This window comes from Pseudomonas sp. NPDC077649 (genome assembly GCF_044542855.1).
Lineage (GTDB): Bacteria > Pseudomonadota > Gammaproteobacteria > Pseudomonadales > Pseudomonadaceae > Aquipseudomonas.
Genome location: NZ_JBITVF010000007.1, coordinates 86,789 through 106,889 on the forward strand (window position 1 = coordinate 86,789; position 20,101 = coordinate 106,889).

19 protein-coding genes are annotated in these 20,101 nt (G+C 68.1%); 6 read left to right on the forward strand and 13 right to left on the reverse strand.

The features are described from left to right. Positions 1 to 48: 48 nt before the first annotated feature. Genes ACIGFL_RS19515 through ACIGFL_RS19525 form a run of 3 tightly spaced genes read left to right on the forward strand, consistent with a single transcriptional unit; the run spans position 49 to position 3,020 of the window. Positions 49 to 492 carry a tripartite tricarboxylate transporter TctB family protein gene (locus tag ACIGFL_RS19515; RefSeq protein WP_021443498.1) on the forward strand — a complete coding sequence of 148 codons (444 nt, stop codon included), beginning with the start codon at positions 49 to 51 and terminating at the stop codon, positions 490 to 492. Between the two features lies 1 nt (position 493). Beyond that, complete coding sequence (locus tag ACIGFL_RS19520; protein ID WP_021443497.1) at positions 494 to 2,014, forward strand: tripartite tricarboxylate transporter permease; 1,521 nt, start codon at positions 494 to 496, stop codon at positions 2,012 to 2,014. After that, positions 1,998 to 3,020, forward strand: coding sequence for an AbrB family transcriptional regulator (locus ACIGFL_RS19525; protein ID WP_397498257.1), 1,023 nt, complete (start codon positions 1,998 to 2,000; stop codon positions 3,018 to 3,020). Before ACIGFL_RS19520 ends, ACIGFL_RS19525 begins: the two co-directional genes overlap by 17 nt. A 94-nt stretch (positions 3,021 to 3,114) precedes the next feature. Here the strand turns inward: ACIGFL_RS19525 and ACIGFL_RS19530 are convergent, their stop codons facing one another. Beyond that, positions 3,115 to 3,996 (reverse strand): pseudouridine synthase, encoded by an 882-nt coding sequence (locus ACIGFL_RS19530; RefSeq protein ID WP_397498258.1) that lies wholly within the window; start codon positions 3,994 to 3,996, stop codon positions 3,115 to 3,117. 129 nt (positions 3,997 to 4,125) lie between these two features. Here ACIGFL_RS19530 and ACIGFL_RS19535 point away from each other — a divergent pair, with 129 nt between their 5' ends. The 3 genes from ACIGFL_RS19535 (at position 4,126) to ACIGFL_RS19545 (ending at position 7,814) form a co-directional block, all read left to right on the forward strand. Continuing rightward, positions 4,126 to 4,797: a COG3650 family protein gene (locus ACIGFL_RS19535; protein WP_397498259.1), complete on the forward strand. Its 672-nt coding sequence runs from the start codon at positions 4,126 to 4,128 to the stop codon at positions 4,795 to 4,797. 314 nt (positions 4,798 to 5,111) lie between these two features. Then, positions 5,112 to 6,119 carry a type I glyceraldehyde-3-phosphate dehydrogenase gene (gene gap, locus ACIGFL_RS19540; protein ID WP_397498260.1) on the forward strand — a complete coding sequence of 336 codons (1,008 nt, stop codon included), beginning with the start codon at positions 5,112 to 5,114 and terminating at the stop codon, positions 6,117 to 6,119. An 81-nt stretch (positions 6,120 to 6,200) separates the two neighbouring features. Then, positions 6,201 to 7,814: an NAD(P)/FAD-dependent oxidoreductase gene (locus ACIGFL_RS19545; RefSeq protein WP_397498261.1), complete on the forward strand. Its 1,614-nt coding sequence runs from the start codon at positions 6,201 to 6,203 to the stop codon at positions 7,812 to 7,814. Positions 7,815 to 7,937: 123 nt separating this feature from the next. Here ACIGFL_RS19545 and ACIGFL_RS19550 read toward each other — a convergent pair whose 3' ends face one another. The 12 genes from ACIGFL_RS19550 to rarD form a co-directional block, all read right to left on the reverse strand. Beyond that, a complete protein-coding gene (locus tag ACIGFL_RS19550) occupies positions 7,938 to 8,270 on the reverse strand; it encodes a Na+/H+ antiporter subunit G (protein ID WP_021442606.1) in 333 nt (110 codons plus the stop codon). A gap of 23 nt (positions 8,271 to 8,293) precedes the next feature. Next, positions 8,294 to 8,563: a K+/H+ antiporter subunit F gene (locus ACIGFL_RS19555; protein ID WP_021442607.1), complete on the reverse strand. Its 270-nt coding sequence runs from the start codon at positions 8,561 to 8,563 to the stop codon at positions 8,294 to 8,296. Continuing rightward, on the reverse strand, positions 8,548 to 9,051 hold the full coding sequence (locus ACIGFL_RS19560; protein ID WP_021442608.1) for a Na+/H+ antiporter subunit E: 504 nt from the start codon (positions 9,049 to 9,051) through the stop codon (positions 8,548 to 8,550). The genes ACIGFL_RS19555 and ACIGFL_RS19560 overlap by 16 nt, the downstream gene beginning before the upstream one ends. Then, the gene (locus tag ACIGFL_RS19565) at positions 9,048 to 10,553 is read right to left on the reverse strand and encodes a monovalent cation/H+ antiporter subunit D (protein ID WP_021442609.1); all 1,506 of its coding nucleotides are present in this window, start codon (positions 10,551 to 10,553) and stop codon (positions 9,048 to 9,050) included. Before ACIGFL_RS19565 ends, ACIGFL_RS19560 begins: the two co-directional genes overlap by 4 nt. Continuing rightward, entirely contained in the window at positions 10,550 to 10,879 is a 330-nt protein-coding gene (locus tag ACIGFL_RS19570; protein WP_021442610.1) for a Na+/H+ antiporter subunit C, read from the reverse strand. Before ACIGFL_RS19570 ends, ACIGFL_RS19565 begins: the two co-directional genes overlap by 4 nt. Before the next feature lies 1 nt (position 10,880). Continuing rightward, entirely contained in the window at positions 10,881 to 13,673 is a 2,793-nt protein-coding gene (locus ACIGFL_RS19575) for a monovalent cation/H+ antiporter subunit A (RefSeq protein WP_397498262.1), read from the reverse strand. 287 nt (positions 13,674 to 13,960) lie between these two features. Then, positions 13,961 to 14,422 carry a hypothetical protein gene (locus tag ACIGFL_RS19580; protein WP_122108679.1) on the reverse strand — a complete coding sequence of 154 codons (462 nt, stop codon included), beginning with the start codon at positions 14,420 to 14,422 and terminating at the stop codon, positions 13,961 to 13,963. A 96-nt stretch (positions 14,423 to 14,518) separates the two neighbouring features. Further along, the gene (locus ACIGFL_RS19585) at positions 14,519 to 15,646 is read right to left on the reverse strand and encodes a glycerate kinase (RefSeq protein WP_397498263.1); all 1,128 of its coding nucleotides are present in this window, start codon (positions 15,644 to 15,646) and stop codon (positions 14,519 to 14,521) included. 55 nt (positions 15,647 to 15,701) lie between these two features. Continuing rightward, positions 15,702 to 17,069 carry a GntP family permease gene (locus ACIGFL_RS19590; protein WP_397498264.1) on the reverse strand — a complete coding sequence of 456 codons (1,368 nt, stop codon included), beginning with the start codon at positions 17,067 to 17,069 and terminating at the stop codon, positions 15,702 to 15,704. Positions 17,070 to 17,278: 209 nt separating this feature from the next. Continuing rightward, complete coding sequence (locus tag ACIGFL_RS19595; protein WP_397498265.1) at positions 17,279 to 18,391, reverse strand: CdaR family transcriptional regulator; 1,113 nt, start codon at positions 18,389 to 18,391, stop codon at positions 17,279 to 17,281. A 107-nt stretch (positions 18,392 to 18,498) separates the two neighbouring features. Continuing rightward, positions 18,499 to 19,008, reverse strand: a complete 510-nt coding sequence (locus tag ACIGFL_RS19600; protein ID WP_021442373.1) for a ProQ/FINO family protein — start codon at positions 19,006 to 19,008, stop codon at positions 18,499 to 18,501. A gap of 161 nt (positions 19,009 to 19,169) precedes the next feature. After that, entirely contained in the window at positions 19,170 to 20,066 is an 897-nt protein-coding gene (gene rarD, locus ACIGFL_RS19605) for an EamA family transporter RarD (RefSeq protein WP_397498266.1), read from the reverse strand. Positions 20,067 to 20,101: the final 35 nt, after the last annotated feature.

Genomic DNA, 20,101 nt, shown 5'->3' on the forward strand with positions numbered 1-20,101 from the left:
CCCGGCCCGTCCGCTCCCCAGGCCGGGGCGCTCCCGAGGTAACCCACCATGTACGTTCGTCTGTTCTCCGCGATCTGGCTGCTGCTGTGCGCCTGGCTCGCCGTCCTCGCCTGGGGTTTCCAGGCCCCCTTCGCCTACGACCCGGTCGGCCCGCGCGCCTACCCGCTGCTGCTGCTGGCCCTGATGGGCGTCGGCAGCCTGTGGCTGGTGTACAAGCCGGGCATGCTCGAGCAACGCCTGAACCTTTCCGCCGCGGCGCGCAGCGCCCTGTGCGTGCTGGTGCTGCTGGCCTATGCGCTGACCTTCGAGTCGCTCGGCTTCGTGCTCAGCACCGCCCTGGCCACCTTCGCCCTCGGCCTGCTGTTCACCGGCCGCCCCCTGCCCTGCGCCGTCAGCGCAGTGCTGATGGGCGTGCTGCTGTACGTGTTGTTCGATCTGCTGCTGGACGTGCCCCTGCCGCTCGGCCTGCTTGAAGCCTTCGTGGAGAGCTGAAATGGAAACCCTTAACTTCCTCATGCAGGGCTTCGACGTCGCCACCCGCCCGACCAACCTGCTGGTGGCGCTGTTCGGCGCCTTCGTCGGCACCGTTGTCGGCCTGCTGCCCGGTCTCGGCCCGATCAACGGCGTGGCGTTGCTGCTGCCGCTGGCCTTCGCCCTCGGCCTGCCGCCGGAAACCGCGCTGATCCTGCTCGCCGCCGTCTACCTGGGCTGCGAGTACGGCGGACGCATCTCCGCCATCCTGCTCAACGTGCCGGGCGACGCCGCGGCGATCATGACCACCCTCGACGGCTACCCGCTGGCGCGTCAGGGCAAGGCCGGCATCGCCCTGTCGCTGTCGGCGGTCAGCTCCTTCATCGGCAGCATCATCGCCACCTGCGGCGTGGTGCTGTTCGCCCCGCTGCTGGCGAAATGGGCGGTGGCCTTCGGTCCGGCCGAGTACTTCGTGCTGATGATCTTCGCCATCGCCTGCCTCGGCGGCATGGTCGGCGACAAACCGGTCAAGACCCTGATGGCGGCGCTGATCGGCCTGGCCCTGGCCACGGTCGGGGTGGACTCGACCACCGGCGTGTACCGCTTCACCTTCGACAGCGTCAGCCTGTCCGACGGCATCCAGTTCGTCATCGTGGTGATCGGCTTCTTCAGCGTCAGCGAGATCCTGCTGATGCTGGAGAAGACCCATGGCGGGCAGAAGGCGGTCAAGGCCAGCGGTCGTCTGCTGTTCAACTTCAAGGAGTTCTGCCTGAGCTTCTGGACCATGATCCGCAGCGCCCTGGCCGGCTTCGTCATCGGCACCTTGCCCGGCGCCGGGGCGACCATCGCCAGCGCCATGACCTACATGACCGAGAAGCGCCTGGCCGGCAGCAAGGGCCGTTTCGGCGACGGCGACCTGCGCGGCCTGGCCGCCCCGGAAGCGGCCAACAACGCCTCGGCCTGCGGCTCCCTGATCCCCATGCTGACCCTCGGCGTGCCGGGCTCGGGCACCACCGCGGTGATGATCGGCGCGCTGACCCTGTACAACATCACCCCCGGCCCGCTGCTGTTCGAGCAGCAGCCGGACGTGGTCTGGGGCCTGATCGCCTCGCTGTTCATCGGCAACGTCATCCTGCTGGTGATGAACATCCCGATGGTCGGCCTGTTCTCGCGCATGCTCAGCGTGCCGAACTGGGTGCTGGTGCCGGCGATCACCGTGGTCAGCATGGTCGGCGTCTACGCGGTGCACAGCACCACCTTCGACCTGGTGCTGATGATCGTGCTCGGCGTGTTCGGCTACATCCTGCGCAAGCTGGACTTCCCCCTGTCGGCGCTGATCCTCGGCTTCGTCCTCGGCGAGCTGATGGAAGACAACCTGCGCCGCGCGCTGTCGATCTCCGCCGGCGACCTGGGCATCCTCTGGGGCAGCCCGATCACCCTGGTGCTCTGGGCGCTGGTGGTGCTGATGCTGGCCCTGCCGGGCATCCGCTGGCTGCGCCGGCGCAAGCAGGTCAAGGCGCAAGCCGATGCGGCTACCGCCTGATCTGTGGGTGACGCCGCTGGCCGGTGCGGCCGGCGGCTACCTGGCCAGCCTCGCCGGCTGGCCTTTGCCGTGGATGGTCGGATCCTTGCTGGCGGTGATCGCCCTGCGCTGCATCAGCAACCGCGCCTTCAGCGAACTGCCCGGCGGGCGCAAGGTCGGCCAGTGGCTGGTGGCCAGCGGCATCGGCCTGCACTTCACCAGCGAGGTGCTGGCGCAGGTCGTCAGCCACCTGCCGATCATAGTCGGCGGCGCCTGCGTCACCCTGCTGCTGAGCCTGATCGGCATCGCCATCCTGCGCCGCGGCGGCGTCGACCGCGCCACCGCGTTCTTCGCCAGCATGCCCGGCGGCGCCAGCGAGATGGTCAACCTGGCGCTGCGCCACGACGCCCAGCCGGCGCGCGTGGCCGCCGCCCACAGCCTGCGCCTGCTGCTGGTAGTGCTGCTGATTCCGGCGCTGTTCACCTGGAGCCTGCCGGCCGTCGACGCCCCGCCGGCGGCACAGGTGGACTGGGCCTGGCTACTCGTCCTGCTGGCCGCCGGCGCGGTGCTGGCGCTGCTGTGGACGCGGCTGAAACAGCCCAACCCCTGGATGCTCGGCCCGCTGACCGCCTGCGCCGTGGCCAGCGCCAGCTTCGATCTGCACCTGGGACTGCCGCCGGGCTTCGGTCAGTTCGGCCAGTGGCTGATCGGCTGCGCCCTGGGCTGTCACTTCGACCGCGCCTTCTTTCGCAGCGCGCCGGGCTTTCTCGCCCGTGTACTGCTGTTCACCCTGCTGGCCATGCTCGCCGCCGCTCTGCTCGGCGAAGCGCTGGGCTGGCTGGCCGGCGAGGATCGCCTGTCGCTGATGCTGGGCATGATGCCCGGCGGCATCACCGAACTGTGCCTGACCGCCGAGGCGCTGCAGCTGGCGGTGGCGCTGGTCACCGCCCTGCAGGTGCTGCGGCTGTTTCTGGTGATGTTTCTCGCCGAGCCCTTATTCAAGCTCTGGTGCAAGAGCCACGCTTAGCCCGCCTTGTGCGGGCTTTTTTTATGATGCTTCTGGTGCGCACGGCGCACCCTACGACTACACCGTTCCGTAGGGTGCGCCCTGCGCACCAGGGCTACCACTGCAACTGCAATTGGCTCTCGAATTCACGTACTTGCCCGCTGAGCGGGTCGACGAAGCGCAGGCCGCGTGCCAGCAGCTTGAGCGGCTTGGCGTAGTCGTCCGGCTGGCCGCGGCTGTCGTGCAGCTCGGGGTAGAAATCGTCGCCGACGATGGGCGCGCCGAGCCCGGCCAGGTGCACGCGCAGCTGGTGCTTGCGCCCGGTCACCGGCGACAGGCCGTAGCGCCACAGCGCGCCGCGGCGCTCCAGCACCTCGATACGCGTCTCGCTGTTGGCCTCGCCCGCCACTTCCTGCATGCGAAAGAACGGCTCGCCCTCGATCATGCGCGAGCGATGCACATGGGGAAACTGCAGCTGCGGCAAGGCCGGGGCTATGGCCTCGTAGCGCTTTTCCACCGCACGCTGGCGAAACAGCGCCTGGTAGCGGCCGCGGCTGCTCGGCTCGACCGAGAACAGCACCAGCCCGGCGGTGAGGCGGTCGATGCGATGGATCGGCACCAGCTCGGCATTGCCGGTCAGCCTGACCAGCCGCGCCAGCAGGGTCTGCTCGACGTACTCGCCGGCCGGCATCACCGGCAGGAAATGCGGCTTGTCCGCCACCAGCAGCTGTGCGTCCTGCCACAGCACGCGCGCCTCGAAGGGAATCGGCGTCTCCTGCGCCACCTCGCGGAAGTAGCGCACCTTGAGCCCGACCCGATAGGGATGCTGCGGGCCCAGCGGCGCACCTGCCGCATCCAGCACGCGGCCGCGGGCCATGCGCTGCAGCCAGGTGGCGCGGTCGATGGCGGGAAAGTGATCGCACAGACAGTCGAGCACCGTCGCCCACTCGCCCTCAGGCAGGTGCAGGGTACTGGGGCGCATGGCGGGGCTGGACATGGCAGAACGAACTCGGGGCAACGGCTGATCCGGCGCATTAGGCCGCAGCCCGCGCGCGCCGTCAAAAGCAAACGGCTTGAGCCGGCGCACGCCTGTGGCTAAGGTGGCGGCTTCCGTTCGGAGGCCTTCATGTCGATCACCCGCACCCTGCTCGCCAGCTTCGCCCTGCTGCCCCTGCTCACCGCCTGCCAGGTCTACACCGGCAAACCCGAAGGCCCGCCGCCGGCCACGCGCCTGCAGGGCCAGTTGCAGGCTCAGGGCGGCCAGCTGTTCTTCACCCCCTGCCAGGAGCAGCGCCGCTTCGCCCTGGTCGACACGGGCAATACCGGCGTCACCCGCGCAGCCGCCGAATTGCTGGCCGACGGCCAGGCTGCGCTGTTCGCCGACCTCGCCGGCCGGCTGGGCGGCAGCCAGGGCAACGGCAGCGACGGTCGTTTCGAGGTCAGCCAGCTGTACCGCATCCAGGGCGAAGGCCATGGCTGCGACGACCTCAACTTCAAGCGCCTGACCCTGCGTGCCAGCGGCAACGAGCCGTTCTGGCAGGTGGAGGTCGGCGGCAAGGGCCTGGTGCTCAACCGCCCCGACCAGCCGCCGCTGGCCCTGCCCTACCTGGAAGAGCAGCTGCCCGAAGGCCGCCTGAATTTCAGCAGCGAGGCCAACGGCCGCCGCCTGGAGCTGTGGGTGGCGCCGCAACGTTGCGTCGACGGCATGAGCGGCGCGGTCAGCCACCTCAGCGCCGAACTGCGCCTGGACGGCCAGGTGCAGCGCGGCTGCGCCCACTTCGGCGGCGCGCGCAACTGAGCCCCGCCGCGTAGGCGCCGGCTTGCCGGCGATGCCTGGCGGTATCCCGCGGGCCGTCGCCAGCGAGGTCAAAAATCACTCCCGGCGATTTTTGGTGGCCTGCCATCCCTGGCGGCCACCCTGTGGGCCCTCGCAGGCGACGTCAAAAACTTCTCCCGGAAGTTTTTTGTCACCTGCCGTCCCTGGCGGTGCCCCTTTGGGCCGTCGCAAGCGACGTCAAACATCACTCCCGGTGATTTTTTGCCACAGTCCTGCGCGGCAGGCTCGCCAACTGGCTCCTAAGCTGCACAGAGCAAAGCCGGAAGGAGACCGCCATGCTACGAGTAGCCCTGAACGGATACGGGCGCATCGGCCGCGCCCTGCTGCGCGCCCTGGTGCAGCGCGATCTGCAGCAACGCATCCGCCTGATCGCGATCAACGATCTCGGCGACCACGCCACCCTCGCCCACCTGACCCGCTTCGATTCGACCTTCGGCCGCTTCCCCGGCGAGGTCGAGCTGCAGGGCGACCAGTTGCACCTGACCGGCCAGTCGATCCACCTGCTCTGCGAGCGCGAGGCCTTCAACCTGCCGTGGAACCACCTTGGCGTCGACCTGGTGCTGGAGTGCTCGGGCAAGTTCAAGAAACGCGCACAGGTCGAACAACACCTGACCGCCGGGGCCCAGCGCGTGCTGCTCTCGCACCCGCTGGAAAGCGCCGACCTGACCGTGGTCTACGGCGTCAACCATGAGCTGCTGGGCAATCAGCAGATCGTCTCCAACGCCTCCTGCACCACCAACTGCCTGGCGCCGCTGGCCAAGGTGCTGCACCAGGCCGTGGGCATCCGCCAGGGCCTGATCAACACGGTGCACGCCTACACCAACGACCAGAACCTGCTGGACAAGGCGCACAAGGACCTCTACCGCGCCCGCGCCGCGGCGCTGTCGATGATTCCCACCAGCACCGGCGCGGCCAAGACCATCGGCCTAGTGCTGCCGGAGCTGGCCGGGCGCCTGGACGGCCTGTCGGTGCGGGTGCCGACGCCCAACGTATCGCTGCTCGACCTGACCTTCACCGCCGAGCGGCCGGCCAGCCGCGAGGCGATCAACGCCGCGCTGCAGGCCGGGGCGGCGGCGCTGCCGGCCGGGGTGATGGAGTGCAACGCGCTGCCGCTGGTGTCCAGCGACTTCAACGGCTACCCGCTGTCCTGCGTGGTCGACCTCAACCACACCCGGGTGCAGGACGAGCTGGTCAAGGTGCTGGCCTGGTACGACAACGAATGGGCCTTCGCCAACCGCATGCTCGACGTGCTGCTGGCCTGGCCGCTGCCGCAGGCCGGTTGACGACCTGCGGGCGGCGATCCTGTACAATCGCCGGCCTTTTTCACTCTGCCGGATCGCCACCGGCCCTGCGGGATACTCGCCATGATTCGCCTGACCGAACTGAAACTGCCCCTCGACCACGCCGACGACGCCCTGCGCCCGGCCATCGTCCAGCGCCTGGGCATAGACGACGCCGAGCTGCTCGATTTCAGCGTATTCAAGCGCAGCTACGATGCGCGTAAGAAATTCGGCGAGATGCCGTTCATCTACACCCTCGATTGCGAGGTGAAGGACGAAGCCGCCCTGCTCGCCCGCCTGGCGCACGACAAGCAGGTCGGCGCGGCGCCGGATATCGCCTACAAGCCGGTCGGCCAGGCCAAGGCGCCGCTGGATGAGCGCCCCATCGTCGTCGGCTTCGGCCCCTGCGGCATCTTCGCCGCGCTGATCCTGGCCCAGGCCGGTTTGCGCCCCATAGTGCTGGAGCGCGGCAAGGAAGTGCGCCAGCGCACCAAGGACACCTGGGGCCTGTGGCGCAAGAACCAGCTCGACCCCGAGTCCAACGTGCAGTTCGGCGAGGGCGGCGCCGGCACCTTCTCCGACGGCAAGCTCTACAGCCAGATCAAGGACCCGCACCACCACGGGCGCAAGGTGCTGCAGGAGTTCGTCAAGGCCGGCGCGCCGGACGAGATTCTCTACGTCAGCAAGCCGCATATCGGCACCTTCCGCCTCACCGGCGTGGTCGCCACCATGCGCGAGGAGATCAAGGCCCTGGGCGGCGAGGTGCGCTTCCAGCAGCGCGTCAGCGACCTGCTGATGGAAGACGGCCAGCTCACCGGCGTGGTGCTGGACAGCGGCGAGCAGATCCTCAGCCGCCACGTGATCCTCGCCCTCGGCCACAGCTCGCGCGACACCTTCCGCATGCTGCATGCCCGCGGCGTGTACCTGGAGGCCAAGCCCTTCTCGGTGGGCTTCCGCATCGAGCACCCGCAGTCCTTGATCGACCGCGCGCGCCTGGGCAAGTACGCCGGCCATCCCAAGCTCGGCGCCGCCGACTACAAGCTGGTGCACCACGCCAGCAACGGCCGCTCGGTGTACAGCTTCTGCATGTGCCCGGGCGGCACCGTGGTCGCCGCCACCTCAGAGCCGGAGCGGGTGGTCACCAACGGCATGAGCCAGTATTCGCGCAACGAGCGCAACGCCAACGCCGGCATAGTCGTCGGCATCACCCCCGAGCAGGACTATCCGGGCGGCCCGCTGGCCGGCGTCGAACTGCAGGAGCGTCTGGAATCCCACGCCTACGTGCTCGGCGGGCGCAACTACGAGGCGCCGGGGCAACTGGTCGGCGACTTCATCAAAGGCCAGCCGTCGACCGCCCTGGGCGAGGTCACACCCTCGTACAAACCGGGGGTCAAGCTGGGCGACCTGGCGCCGTCGCTGCCGGACTTCGCCATCGAAGCCATCCGCGAGGCGCTGCCGGCCTTCGCCAAGCAGATCAAGGGCTTCGACCTGGCTGACGCGGTGCTCACCGGCATCGAGACGCGCACCTCCTCGCCGGTGCGCATCACCCGCGGCGACGACCTGCAGAGCCTCAATCTCAAGGGCCTGTACCCGGCCGGCGAAGGCGCGGGCTATGCCGGCGGCATTCTTTCCGCCGGGGTCGACGGCATCCGCGTGGCCGAAGCGGTGGCGCGCGATATGCTCGGGCTAAAGCCTTAACGCCTCCGGCAGCACAGGGTCGCACCGCGGCGATGGCCGCGAGGTGACTGCGTACGGGCAAATGGTTCCAGGCATTGGGCCCGTGCGCGAGGCGCGGGCCGCTCGGCTATGGATCCCGCTCAACTACTGTTCCCAGGGCCGCCCGCGGGTCTGCTCGCTGAGCGGCAGCTTCTGCTGCAGCGCCGCCTTGGCCAGCATATGGGCGCTGACCGGGGCGGTGATGAAGAGGAACAGGGTGATCAGCAGTTCGTGCAGGCTGAGGCCATTGCCGCGGCTGCCGAAGTAGATCAGCGAGGCGATGACCATGCCGCCGACGCCCAGGGTGGTGGCCTTGGTCGGCCCGTGCAGGCGCATGAAGAAATCCGGCAGGCGGTACAGGCCGATGGCGCCGACCAGGGCGAACAGGCTGCCGAGCAGCAGGAACAGGGCGACCAGGCCTTCGATCAGGGTGTCCATGCAGCAGTCTCCATAGCAGGTCGTTATTCGATGATATCGCCGCGCAGCAGGTACTTGGCCACTGCCACGGTGCCGATAAAGCCCATCACCGCGATCAGCAGCGCCGCCTCGAAGTAGAGGTCGGAACCGAGCCAGATGCCGAACAGCACGATCAGGGCGATGGCGTTGATGTACAGGGTGTCCAGGGCGAGGATGCGGTCCGGCATGTCCGGGCCCTTGATCAGGCGCGCCAGGGTCAGCACCAGGGCCAGGCCCATGATGGTCAGGCAGATCGGGATCACGTAGGCGAGCATGCGAACACCTCCAGCAGCGGCGCTTCGTAACGGGTCTGGATGCTGCGCACCAGCTCTTGTTCGTCGTCGACATCGAGGCTGTGCACCAGCAGCATGCGCTTGTCGTCGCTGAGGTCGGCCGACACCGTGCCGGGGGTCAGCGAGACGATGCTGGCGAGCATGGTCAGCGCCAGCTCGTCGCTCAGCTGCAGCGGCACCTCGACGAAGGCCGGACGCAGGCGGCTGATCGGGCCGAGGATCAGCTTGGCCACCTGCAGGTTGGCGACCACGATGTCGAGCAGCACGCGCAGCAGGAACAGGCTCAGCTTGAGCGGCTTGCGCACCCGCGGCGGGTTGATCCAGAACACCTGGGTGACCAGCGGGATCAGCCAGCCGAGGAAGGCGCCGAGCAGCCAGTGGCCGAGGCCGAAATCGTTGACCAGCAGCAACCAGACGAACAGCAGGCACAGGCTCAGCAGGGGGTGGGGCAACCAGCGGCGCGCCTTCATGACGCACCTCCGCTCTGCAGGATCATGCGGTAGCTCTCCAGGTCGTGCAGTTGCGCCACGGTGGCGGCGAGGTACGTCAGCACCGGCTGCGCCAGAGCCACCAGCAGCGGCCCGGTCAGCAGCAGGCCGGTGGCGGCCAGCAGACGGCCCTTGTCCAGTTCGGCACTGTCCAGCTGGCTCAGGCCCACGCGCCAGAACAGCGTGCTGCCGGCGCGGCTGAGGCTGACCAGGGTGACCAGGCCGCCGATCAGCACCAGCGGCCAGAGGAACAGCCCCTGCCAGCCGGGGCCGACCGCCTGCAGCAGCAGCAGCTTGCCGAGGAAACCGGACAGCGGCGGCAGACCGGCCACGGCGATGGCGCCGACGAAGAACAGCGCGCCGAGCAGATGCGGGTTCTGCAGTGCCGCGCCCTGCACCAGCTGGCCGCCCTTGACGCCGCGCTGGCGGGCGATCAGGTCGGCGATCAAAAACAGCGCGCCGGCCATCCAGGTGCTGTGGATCAGGTAGAACAGCGCGGCCTGCAGCGCCTCCGCGGTGCCCAGGGCGATGCCGGCCAGCAGGGTGCCCACCGACACCACCACCAGGTAGGCCAGCAGCCCCTGCAGGCTGGTGGCGGCGAAGGCGCCGATCACCCCCAGACCCAGGGTCAGCAGGGCCAGCGGCCACAGCCACTGCAGCGCCATGTCGGCCAGTTCGCCGGCGTTGTCCCCGAAGATCAGGGTGTACACCCGCAGGATCGAATACAGGCCGACCTTGGTCATGATCGCGAACAGCGCCGCCACCGGCGCCGTGGCCGCGGCGTAGGCCTTCGGCAGCCAGAAATACAGCGGCAGGAAGGCCGCCTTGAGGCCGAACACCACCAGCAGCAGCATGCCGGCGGCGCCGATCAGCGCCGCCTGGTCGTGGTCGGCCGCCGCCACCCGCTCGGCCATGTCGACCATGTTGAGGGTGCCGGTGATGCCGTAGAGCACGCCGACGGCGATCAGGAAGAAGGCCGAGCCGACCAGGTTGAGCACCACGTAGTGCAGGCCGGCGCGTACCCGGTCCTTGCCGCCGCCGTGCAGCAGCAGCGAGTAGGAGGCGATCAGCAGGATCTCGAAGAACACGAACAGGTTGAACAGGTCGCCGGTGAGGAAGGCGCCGTTGATGCCCAGCAGCTGGAACTGGAACAGCGCGTGGAAGTTGCGCCCGCGCTCGTCGTCGCCGCGCATGGCGTAGAGCACGGCGAACAGCGCCAGCACCGCGGTGACCAGCAGCATCAGCGCGCTGAGGCGGTCGAGCACGAGGATGATGCCGAACGGCGGCTGCCAGTTGCCCAGGGCGTAGAACTGGATGGCGCCCTGGTCGGCCTGCAGCAGCAGGTACAGGCTGACCGGCACCAGCAAGGCGGTGGCGCTCACCGAGGCCAGGCGCTTGAGCGGCATGCTCAGGCGCGCGGCGAACAGCAGCAGGCTGCCGACGAACAGCGGCAGCAGAACGGGCAGGATCAACGCATGGTTCATCGATGAGGCTCCCGGCCATCGACATGGTCGGTGCTCAGCTCGCCGACGCTACGCAGCGCCAGGACCACGACGAAGGCGGTCATGGCGAAGCCGATGACGATGGCGGTGAGCACCAGCGCCTGCGGCAGCGGGTCGGCGTAGTGGCTGCCCTGGCCGATCACCGTGGAGGCGCCGCCCTGCAGGCGGCCCATGGCGAAGAGGAACAGGTTGACCGCATAGGAAATCAGGGTCAGGCCCATCACCACCGGAAAGGTGCGGGCGCGCAGCAGCAGGTAGACGCCGCTGGCGGTGAGGATGCCGAGCGCTACGGCAAACAGTGCTTCCATCTCAGAGTACCTCCTGTCCGGGCTTTTCCTGGGTCAGCTTGCCCAGGTTGGCGAGGATGAGCAGGGTCGCCCCGACCACGGTCAGGTACACGCCCAGGTCGAACAGCATGGCGGTGGCCAGTTCGATCTCCCCCACCAAGGGAATGTGGAAATGGCCGAAGGCCGAGGTTAGGAACGGCCGGCCGAACAGCCAGCTGCCAAGGCCGGTGGCGGCGGCGATCAGCACCCCGGCGCCGGCCATGCGGTGGTAGTTCAGCGGCAGGCGCGACTGGGTCCACTGCACGCCGCTGGCGACGTACTGCAGGATCAGCGCCACGGCGGTGACCAGACCGGCGATGAAGCCGCCGCCGGGCAGGTTGTGGCCGCGCAGGAAGATGAACACCGAAATCAGCAGCGCCATCGGCAGCAGCACCCGCGACAGGGTGGCGAGGATCAGCGGGTGGCGGTCGCGCGCCCAGCTGCGCCCCTGGGCGTCGGCATTGGGCTGGAACAGGCGCAGGCCGTCGAGCATGGCGTAGATGCCGACGCCGGCGATGGCCAGCACGCTGATCTCGCCGAGGGTGTCGAAGCCGCGGAAGTCCACCAGGATGACGTTGACCACATTGGTACCGCCGCCGCCGGGCACGCTGTTCGCCAGGAAGTAGCTGGCGATGCTGTCGTAGGGACGGGTGAGCACGGCGAAGGCGAGCATGGCGATCATCACCCCGCTGCCGATGGCCAGACTGAAGTCGCGCAACGCGCGCAGGCTGCTGGACTCGACGCGGGTCTGCGCCGGCAGGAAGAACAGCGCCAGCATCAGCAGGATGATGGTCACCACCTCCACCGACAGCTGGGTCAGCGCCAGGTCCGGCGCCGAGTAGCGGGCGAAGGCCAGCGCCACCATCAGGCCGACCACGCTGAGCATCAGCAGCGAGACCAGGCGCTGGCGGTGGAAGATCACCGTGACCAGCGCGGCCAGGGAGAGGATACCCAGGCCGAGCGCGGTGATGCCGTCCACCGGGCTCAGCGCCACCGAACCGCTCAGCTGCGGCAGCGGGCCGAGGCCGAGCACCACCACCAGCACGCCGGCGCCGAGCAGGCAGGCCAGGTAGCGCTGCAGCGAACCGTTCTCCAGCCACTGGGTCAGCGCCGTGGCGGCGGCGAACAGGCTGACCACCACGCGCTCGAACATCAGCTTGGCGTCGACGCTGGGCATCCCGGCGTACCAGCGGAACAGCGGCTGACGCAGGGTGTAGATGAGGATGCCGCCGACCGTGGCGATCAGGCTCATGATCAACGGCAGGTTGACTCCGTGCCAGATCGCCAGGCTGTACTCCGGCAGCGTGCCGCCGAGGGTGGCCGAGGCCGCCGTGGCCAGCAGCGGCGCCACGGTGTAGGCCGGCAGCATGCCCACCAGCAGGCAGAGGAACACCAGGATCTCCACCGGCACCTTCATGTAGCGCGGCGGTTCGTGCGGCGGGTACTTGGGCAGGTTGATCGGCTCGCCGTTGAAGAACACGTCGTGGATGAAGCGCAGCGAATAGGCCACCGAGAACACCCCGGCGAGGGTCGCCGCCGCCGGGATCACCCAGCTGAAGCTGCCCAGCAGGTGCTGGTGGAGGGTCTCGGTGAAGAACATCTCCTTGCTCAGGAAGCCGTTGAGCAAGGGCACCCCGGCCATCGCCGAGGCCGCCACCATGGCCAGCACCGCGGTATGCGGCATGTACTTCCACAGGCCGTTGATGCGCCGCATGTCGCGGCTGCCGGTCTCGTGGTCGATGATCCCCGCGGCCATGAACAGCGAGGCCTTGAAGGTGGCGTGGTTGATGATGTGGAACACCGCGGCGACCGCCGCCAGGTGCGAGTCGAGGCCGAACAGCAGGGTGATCAGGCCCAGGTGGCTGATGGTCGAGTAGGCCAGCAGGCCCTTGAGGTCGTGCTGGAACAGCGCCATGCCGGCACCCACCAGCAGGGTCGCCAGGCCGGTCAGGCTGACCAGGTAGAACCACCACTCGGAGCCGGCCAGCGCCGGATACAGGCGCGCCAGGAGGAACACCCCGGCCTTGACCATGGTCGCCGAGTGCAGATAGGCCGACACCGGGGTCGGCGCCGCCATCGCATGCGGCAGCCAGAAATGAAAGGGGAACTGCGCCGACTTGGTGAACACGCCGAGCAGCACCAGCACCAGCGCCAGCGGGTACAGCTCGTGGGCGCGGATCGCATAGCCGGCGGCGAGCACCTGCGACAGCTCGAAACTGCCGACGATATGGCCGATCAGCAGGATGCCGGCGAGCAGCGCCAGACCGCCGCCGCCGGTGATCGCCAGGGCCATGCGCGCACCCTTGCGCGCCTCCGAGCGCGAACCCCAGAAACCGATGAGGAGAAACGACGACAGGCTGGTCAGCTCCCAGAACACCAGCATCAGCAGCAGGTTTTCCGACAGCACCACGCCGAGCATGGCGCCCATGAACAGCAGCAGGAAGGCGAAGAAGCGCCCCATTGGCTCGCTCTTGGCCAGGTAATAGCGGGCGTAGAGGATCACCAGCAGGCCGATGCCAAGGATCAGCAGGGCGAACAGAAAGCCCAGGCCATCCAGGCGCAGGCTGAGGTTCAGCCCCAGTTGCGGCAGCCACTCCAGCTTGACCCGCAGCACCTCGCCGGCGAACACCGCCGGCTGCTGACTGAACAGCAGCACCAGGGCGAGCAGCGGCGCCAGGGCGGCGGCCACGGCACAGGCGGAACGCCCCAGGCGGTCAGCCAGCACCGGCAGAAACAGTCCAAGAAATGGCAAGGCGACAATCAGCGCAAGCGCCATCGGCAAAAACCCCTTATGCAAGCCCGCCGGGCTTGCAGAACCCGGCGGCGTGAATTGGAGTCGCAACTCCCCTGACGGTATTCGATTCCTGACCGAGCGGTCGAGCTAAGTCATTGTCGTGACACGAATAAGCGCCGATTATCCATACCTATCGACACATCGTCATGCATTGAATTATTACTAAATACACGCGCGGCGCGCCAATCGCCCAGCCTCGTGGCAGCGGCCCGTACGGGCCACAAAAAAGCCGGAGCAACCTGGGGCTGCTCCGGCTCGTACACTGCACCTCAGTGAGTGACGCGGCTGGTGCCGTTGACGGTCATGATGCGCACGCGCTCGCCGACGCGGAAGATCTGGTTCGGCTCGACCTCCTGCACATAGGCGCGCAGGGTGCCGTCGTCTTCGCGCACGGTGATCTCCACCCCCTGAGTGCGGGTGATGCCCTCCTCGGCCGCGGCGCCGAGCAGGCCGCCGGCCACCGCCCCGATCACCGCCGCCACCGCACTGCCGCGGCCGCCGCCGACCGTGCTGCCGCCGATACCGCCGATCACCGCACCGGCGCCGGCGCCGATCGGCGTCTTGGTGCCTTCGATCTTCACCGGACGCAGCGACTCGATGGTGCCCATGCGCACCGTCTGCACGGTCCGGGCCTCGTCGCGGCTGTAGGTGTCGCCGGTCAGGCTGGACGCACACCCGCCGAGGGCCAGCAACGCGGCCAGCGAGGTAATGAGCAGAGTGGGTTTACGCATAGCAGTTCCTCCAGAAGTTTCTCAATCCATTAGACGCCGCGTCCACGCGGCTGTCACGGCCGTGACTCAACAATAGCCGATTCGGACAGACGCAGTTCAGCTAAGACGCCACAGCCTGGCGATGTCCACCGCCCGCGCCTCGAGTTCCGCGGCGGCGCCGCGCATGGCCTGCTCCAGCGAGATCGGCCCCGGGGCGAGGCTGAAGGCCGCCTCGATACCGGCCTGGTACAGCGCCTGGTAGCCCTCGCCAAGGCTGCCGGCCAGGGCGATCACCGGCACCCCGGCGGCGCGTGCCACTCGCGCCACGCCCACCGGCGTCTTGCCGTGTAGGGTTTGCGCGTCCATCCGCCCTTCGCCGGTGATCACCAGGTCGGCGCCGAGCACCGCCTCAGCCAGCCCGGACAGCTCGGCGACCAGTTCGATGCCGGGGCGGAAGCTGGCCTTGAGCAAGGCGCGGGCGGCAAAGCCGAGGCCGCCGGCCGCGCCGACGCCGGGGAACTGCGCATGATCCTCGCCCAGGGTGGCGGCGACGATGCGCGCGTAGCGCCCCAGCGCGGCATCCAGCTCGGCGACCTGCGCCGGCGTCGCCCCCTTCTGCGGGCCGAACACCGCCGAGGCGCCGCGCGGTCCGCACAGTGGGTTGTCGACGTCGGCAGCGACCTCGACCTGCGCCTTCAGCAGGCGCGCGTCCAGGCCGCTCAGGTCGAGCTGATCGAGCGCCGCCAGGGCCGCGCCGCCGGGCGCCAGCTCGCGTCCGGCGACGTCGAGAAAGCGTACGCCGAGGGCCTGCAGCAGGCCGGCGCCGCCGTCGTTGGTGGCGCTGCCGCCGAGGCCGAGGATGATCCGCGTGGCGCCGGCGTCCAGCGCCTGCAGAATCAGCTCGCCGGTGCCGAAGCTGCTGGCCAGGCGCGCATCGCGCTGCTCGCGCGGCACCCAGTGCAGGCCGCTGGCGGCGGCCATTTCGATCACCGCGGTGCCCTGCCCGAGCCAGCCCCAGTGCGCCGCCACCGGCGCGCCCATGGGCCCGCGTACCCGGCACTCGCGGCGCTCGCCGCCGACCGCGGCGAGCAGCGCGTCCACCGTGCCCTCGCCGCCGTCGGCCATCGGCCGCAACAGGCATTCGGCGTCGGGGAACACCTGCTGCCAGCCGCGGGCGATGGCGACGGCCACTTCAGGTGCGCTGAGGCTCTCCTTGAAGGAGTCCGGGGCGATGACGATTTTCATGATGGCTAACCTCGACGGAGGCGGACGGCCGCCGGCCGTCCGCCGATAGAGCGGATTACAGCAGAACCAGGCTCAGCAGCCAGACGGTGAGCATGCCGGCCAGCCCCTGGATCAGGGTGGCCAGGGTCTGCGCACGGTAGGCGGTGGCCACCTTCATGCGGCTGAACTGGGTCACCACCCAGAAGAAGCTGTCGTTGGCATGGGACACGGTCATGGCGCCGGCGCCGATGGCCATCACGGTCAGCACCCGGCCCATCTCGCTGTCCAGGCCGAGGTTGGCCAGCAGCGGCGCGACCATCGCCGAGGTGGTGACCAGCGCCACGGTGGACGAGCCCTGCGCGGTCTTCAGCGCCGCCGCCACCAGGAACGGCATGAACAGGCCAATGCCCAGGGCCGACAGGCTGTCGCCCAGGTAGCCGGTCAGCGCGGTGGCCTTGAGCATGGCGCCGAAGGCACCGCCGGCACCAGTGATCAGCAGGATCGGCGCGGCGGCCTTGAGGCCGTCGGCCACCTGGTCGTGGAACTGCTGACGCTTGTCCTCGCCCTTGAGCAGGGTGCAGGCCAGCGCCAGGCCCACCAGCAATGCCGCCACCGGCTGGCCGAGGAAGCTCAGCAGGTCGAACAGCATACCCTCACCGAGCGGCTTGCTGGGGAAGGCGGCGAGCGAGCCGAGGCAGATCAGTGCGATCGGCACGAAGATCGGCGAGAACGCCTGCCAGGCGCTGGGCAGCTTGCCGTAGCGGGCCTTGAGCGCCTCGAAGTCGACGTCGTCGGCGAGCAGTTCGCTGGGCGCTTCCTCCAGCAGCTGATGGTCGTCCTGTTTGAGGTAGCGATTGGCCCAAAGCATGCCGGCGCAGGCGGTGACCGCGGCGACCAGCAGGCCGACCAGGATCACCAGGCCGAGCGAGGCCTCCAGGCCCAGGTTGCCGGCCGCAGCGATCGGCCCCGGGGTCGGCGGGACGAAGGTGTGGGTGGCGTACAGACCGGTGGCCAGGGCCACGCTCATGGCCACCACGGAGACCTTCATGCGCGCTGCCAGGGCGTTCTTCAGCGAGTTGAGGATGACGTAGCCGGAGTCGCAGAACACCGGGATCGACACCAGGTAGCCGATGATCGACAGGGTCAGGGTGGGAAAGCGCTGACCGAGCAGGCGGATCACCGTCTCGGCCATGGTGATGGCCGCGCCGCTGCGCTCGAGGATCACCCCGATGACGGTGCCGAGCACGATGACGATGCCGATGTAGCCGAGAATGCCGCCGAAGCCGGCAGCGATGGTCTTGAGAATTTCGCCGGCGGGCACCTGATAGGCGAAACCGGCGATCAGCGCGGCGGCCAGCAGGGCGAGAAAGGGATGCAGTTTCAAACGGGTGGTGGACAGCACGATGAACGCGATCAGTGCCACCAGGATCAGGACCAGGCCCATGACCAGTCTCCTCATTGTTGTTATGGCGGGCGCGAGGCCCGGACGGGAATGCCGACAGGCGCGCCATTGTGGCTCAGCCCGCCCCGCCCAGACCCTGTGCGCAAGCACCAAAAGCCCGACCAGCAAACACCCCGATCTGTGCAGGCGCACAAGAGCGGTTCCCTGACTACCTCGCCCAGCAGCCTAGCAGCGGCGCCGGCACGGCGCTGTCAGCCCTCGTCCGGCTCCAGCAGCCCGAGGCCGAGCGACAGTTGCAGGCGCTGGTCGAAGCGGTTGAGGTCCAGGCCGCTGAGCTCGCCGATGCGCTCCAGGCGATAGCGCAGGGTGTTGCGGTGAATGCCCAGGGCCTGGGCGCAGGTCTGCACCTGACCGTCGTGGGCGCACCAGGCCTCCAGGGTGGCGCGCAGCGTGCCCTGGGCGTCCTGCGCCAGCACCCGGCGCAGCGGCGCCAGCCAGCCCTGCAGCAGCCAGCTGTGGCGCTGGGCGTAGAGCAGAGTCGGCAGGCGCAGTTCGTCCAGGCGCAGCAGACGCCTCTCGGGAAAGCGCGCCTGACCGTAGGCCTGCAGGTCGCGCAGCGCCAGGCTGGCCTGGCGCAGGGCCGCCAGGTCCTGCAGCGGATCGCTGAGCGCCAGCGATTGCACGCCCCACTCGCGCTCGTCGGCCTGGACCAGCCAGGCGCGGTCGTCGCGGCTGGCGCTATGGGGCCGGCACCAGAGCAGTTCGCGCCGCCCCAGCGGCGCCACCAGGTGCTCGCCCTTGCCGCCCAGGGCGGCGAGCAGACGCGCCTGGCGCGGCAGCGGGTCGCCCTCCTCGCTCAACCGCAGCAGGCACATCTGCCGCGGCCAGGCGAGCTGCAGCGCCAGGCGCTCGGCCTCGACCTCGAGGCTGGCCAGGCTCTGCTGCGGATCGAGCAACTGGCGCAGCCAGGCCTCCTGCTGGTGGCGCTGCCAGTGGCGCTCGGCCTGCAGCACGCGGTGCTCGACCAGCATCTCGGCGGCCATGCGCACCAGCTCGGCGTAGGGCCGCACGAGCTCAGGGTCGCCGGTGATGCCGAGCACGCCAATCAGCCGTTCGCCATGCAGCAGCGGCAGATTGACCCCGGGTTTGACGCCACGCAGGCAGGCGGCGGCCTGGGCGTCGATCTCCACCACGCGGCGGTTGGCCAGCACCAGCTGCGCGCCTTCGTGACGGGTGTGCAGGCGACTGGGATCGCCGCTGCCGATGATCATGCCCTGGGCATCCATCACATTGATGTTGTGCGGCAGGATGGCCATGGCGCGGTCGACTATGTGCTGCGCCAGGGTGGAGTCGAGTTCGAGCATGCGGGCGGCCTCGCGGGGAAGGCCGCCATTGTAGGCCGATCAGCGGCCCTCACGATGCGGCCATCGAGACGCAAGTGAGTCGAAAAGCCATCAGGCTGCCAGAGGGCTTACTCCGCGCTTGGCTGCGCAACGCTCTCGACGGCCTTGTCGTCCGCTGGCGCTTTCGCCTTGGCCTGATTGCGCCGTGCTTCGGCACGTTGCCGCCTGGCCTGCTGCCTGGCATGCAGCGCCTGCGCCGCCGTCACCACGCCAGCAGGCTGACCTTGCAGATCCAGACGCGGCGCATTTTCCGTCATGGCAGCCCAGTAGCGACCGCCCCGGCACCAGGCGGCAATGCCCAGCTTGAGCTGCTCACCGGTGATGCCGAGCAACTGCAGATGCTGCTCGGCATCCTTGAGAATGCCCTCTTTCAGCGGCACCTTGGGTGCCGGATTGACCGGGAAAGCCAAGGGGAAGTGCTTCTGCAACCTCCAGATCGCCTCGACGGTAGGATCCTGCTCGCGTGGCTTGGCTTTCTGCGGCGCCTTGCGCTTTTGCGGCTTCGCGCTTGCGGTCTTTATCTGCTCTTTTTCAGCCCGCAGGCGGTCACGTAGCTCAGCTAATTGTTCAAAACCCATCGTTCGGTTCGCATTGTCCTGGTTGATTCGTGGCGCAAAGGTATCTTATGTGCTCGTTTCTTACAGCCTTATTGGCGGCTGGCGTGCCCGGCGGTAGGTGATGGACAGGCCGCAGAGACTTATGGAGGGCGGTTTTCGGCCAGAAGCGGACGTAACGCCGGTCAGCGTTCAATCTCGCGTCGAATCACCACAGCTCGCAGATGTTGAATACCCTCGACAACCAGCAAGGCAACCGCAATCCAGATAGGTATGTAGGTCAGCCATTGCTGGCTCTGAATCTGTTCACCAATGAGCAACGCAGCCACCACCATAAGCACAGGTTCTACATACCCCAATAGACCGAACAGGCTGAAGGACAGCACCCGACTGGCGACTGTATAGGCCATAAAAGCCGCCGCACTCAAAGCTGCCAGGATCGGGATCAAGAGATACAGCCGGGGCGTTTGGGCTAGGTGAGCGAGTGTCGATTGCTGGCCGGCAATAAACCAGCAGGCGACGGGCAGCGTCAGGCACATGTCGAACCACAAGCCACCTAAGTGACCCGTTGCAAGTTTGCGCCGCAGCATGAAGTACACAGGGAAACCCAGAGCCACCAGCAGGGCCTCCCATGAAAAGCCACCCACCTGATATAGCTCATGCCCGACACCGACCGCTGCGGTCATGGCTGCCGCTTTCTGTAATGCGGTTAATCGCTCGCCGTAAAGCACGCGACCTACCAGTAGCATGATCAGGGGGAGCAGGAAGTAACCCAGGGACACCTGCAAGCCACGACCGTTGACCGGAGCCCAGAGAAACAACCACTGTTGAATCCCCAGCAGCGCACTGCTGCAAAGCAGTCCGACTATCAGGACAGGGCGACGAAGAATACGTTGGAAGATATCCACCACATGGTGCCATTCCCGGCCAAGAAGCATGAATAGCGTGACGCAGGGCAGCGTCAACAACATCCTCCACGCGAAGATTTCCTCGCCATTCAACGGCTTCAGCAACGTGGCGTAGAAGTACAGGCCGGCAAATATGCAGGACGAGCCAAGGGACAAGACAACACCTTTGAACACGGGTGCCTCCAGTTCTAGTAATGGGGACTATTTAT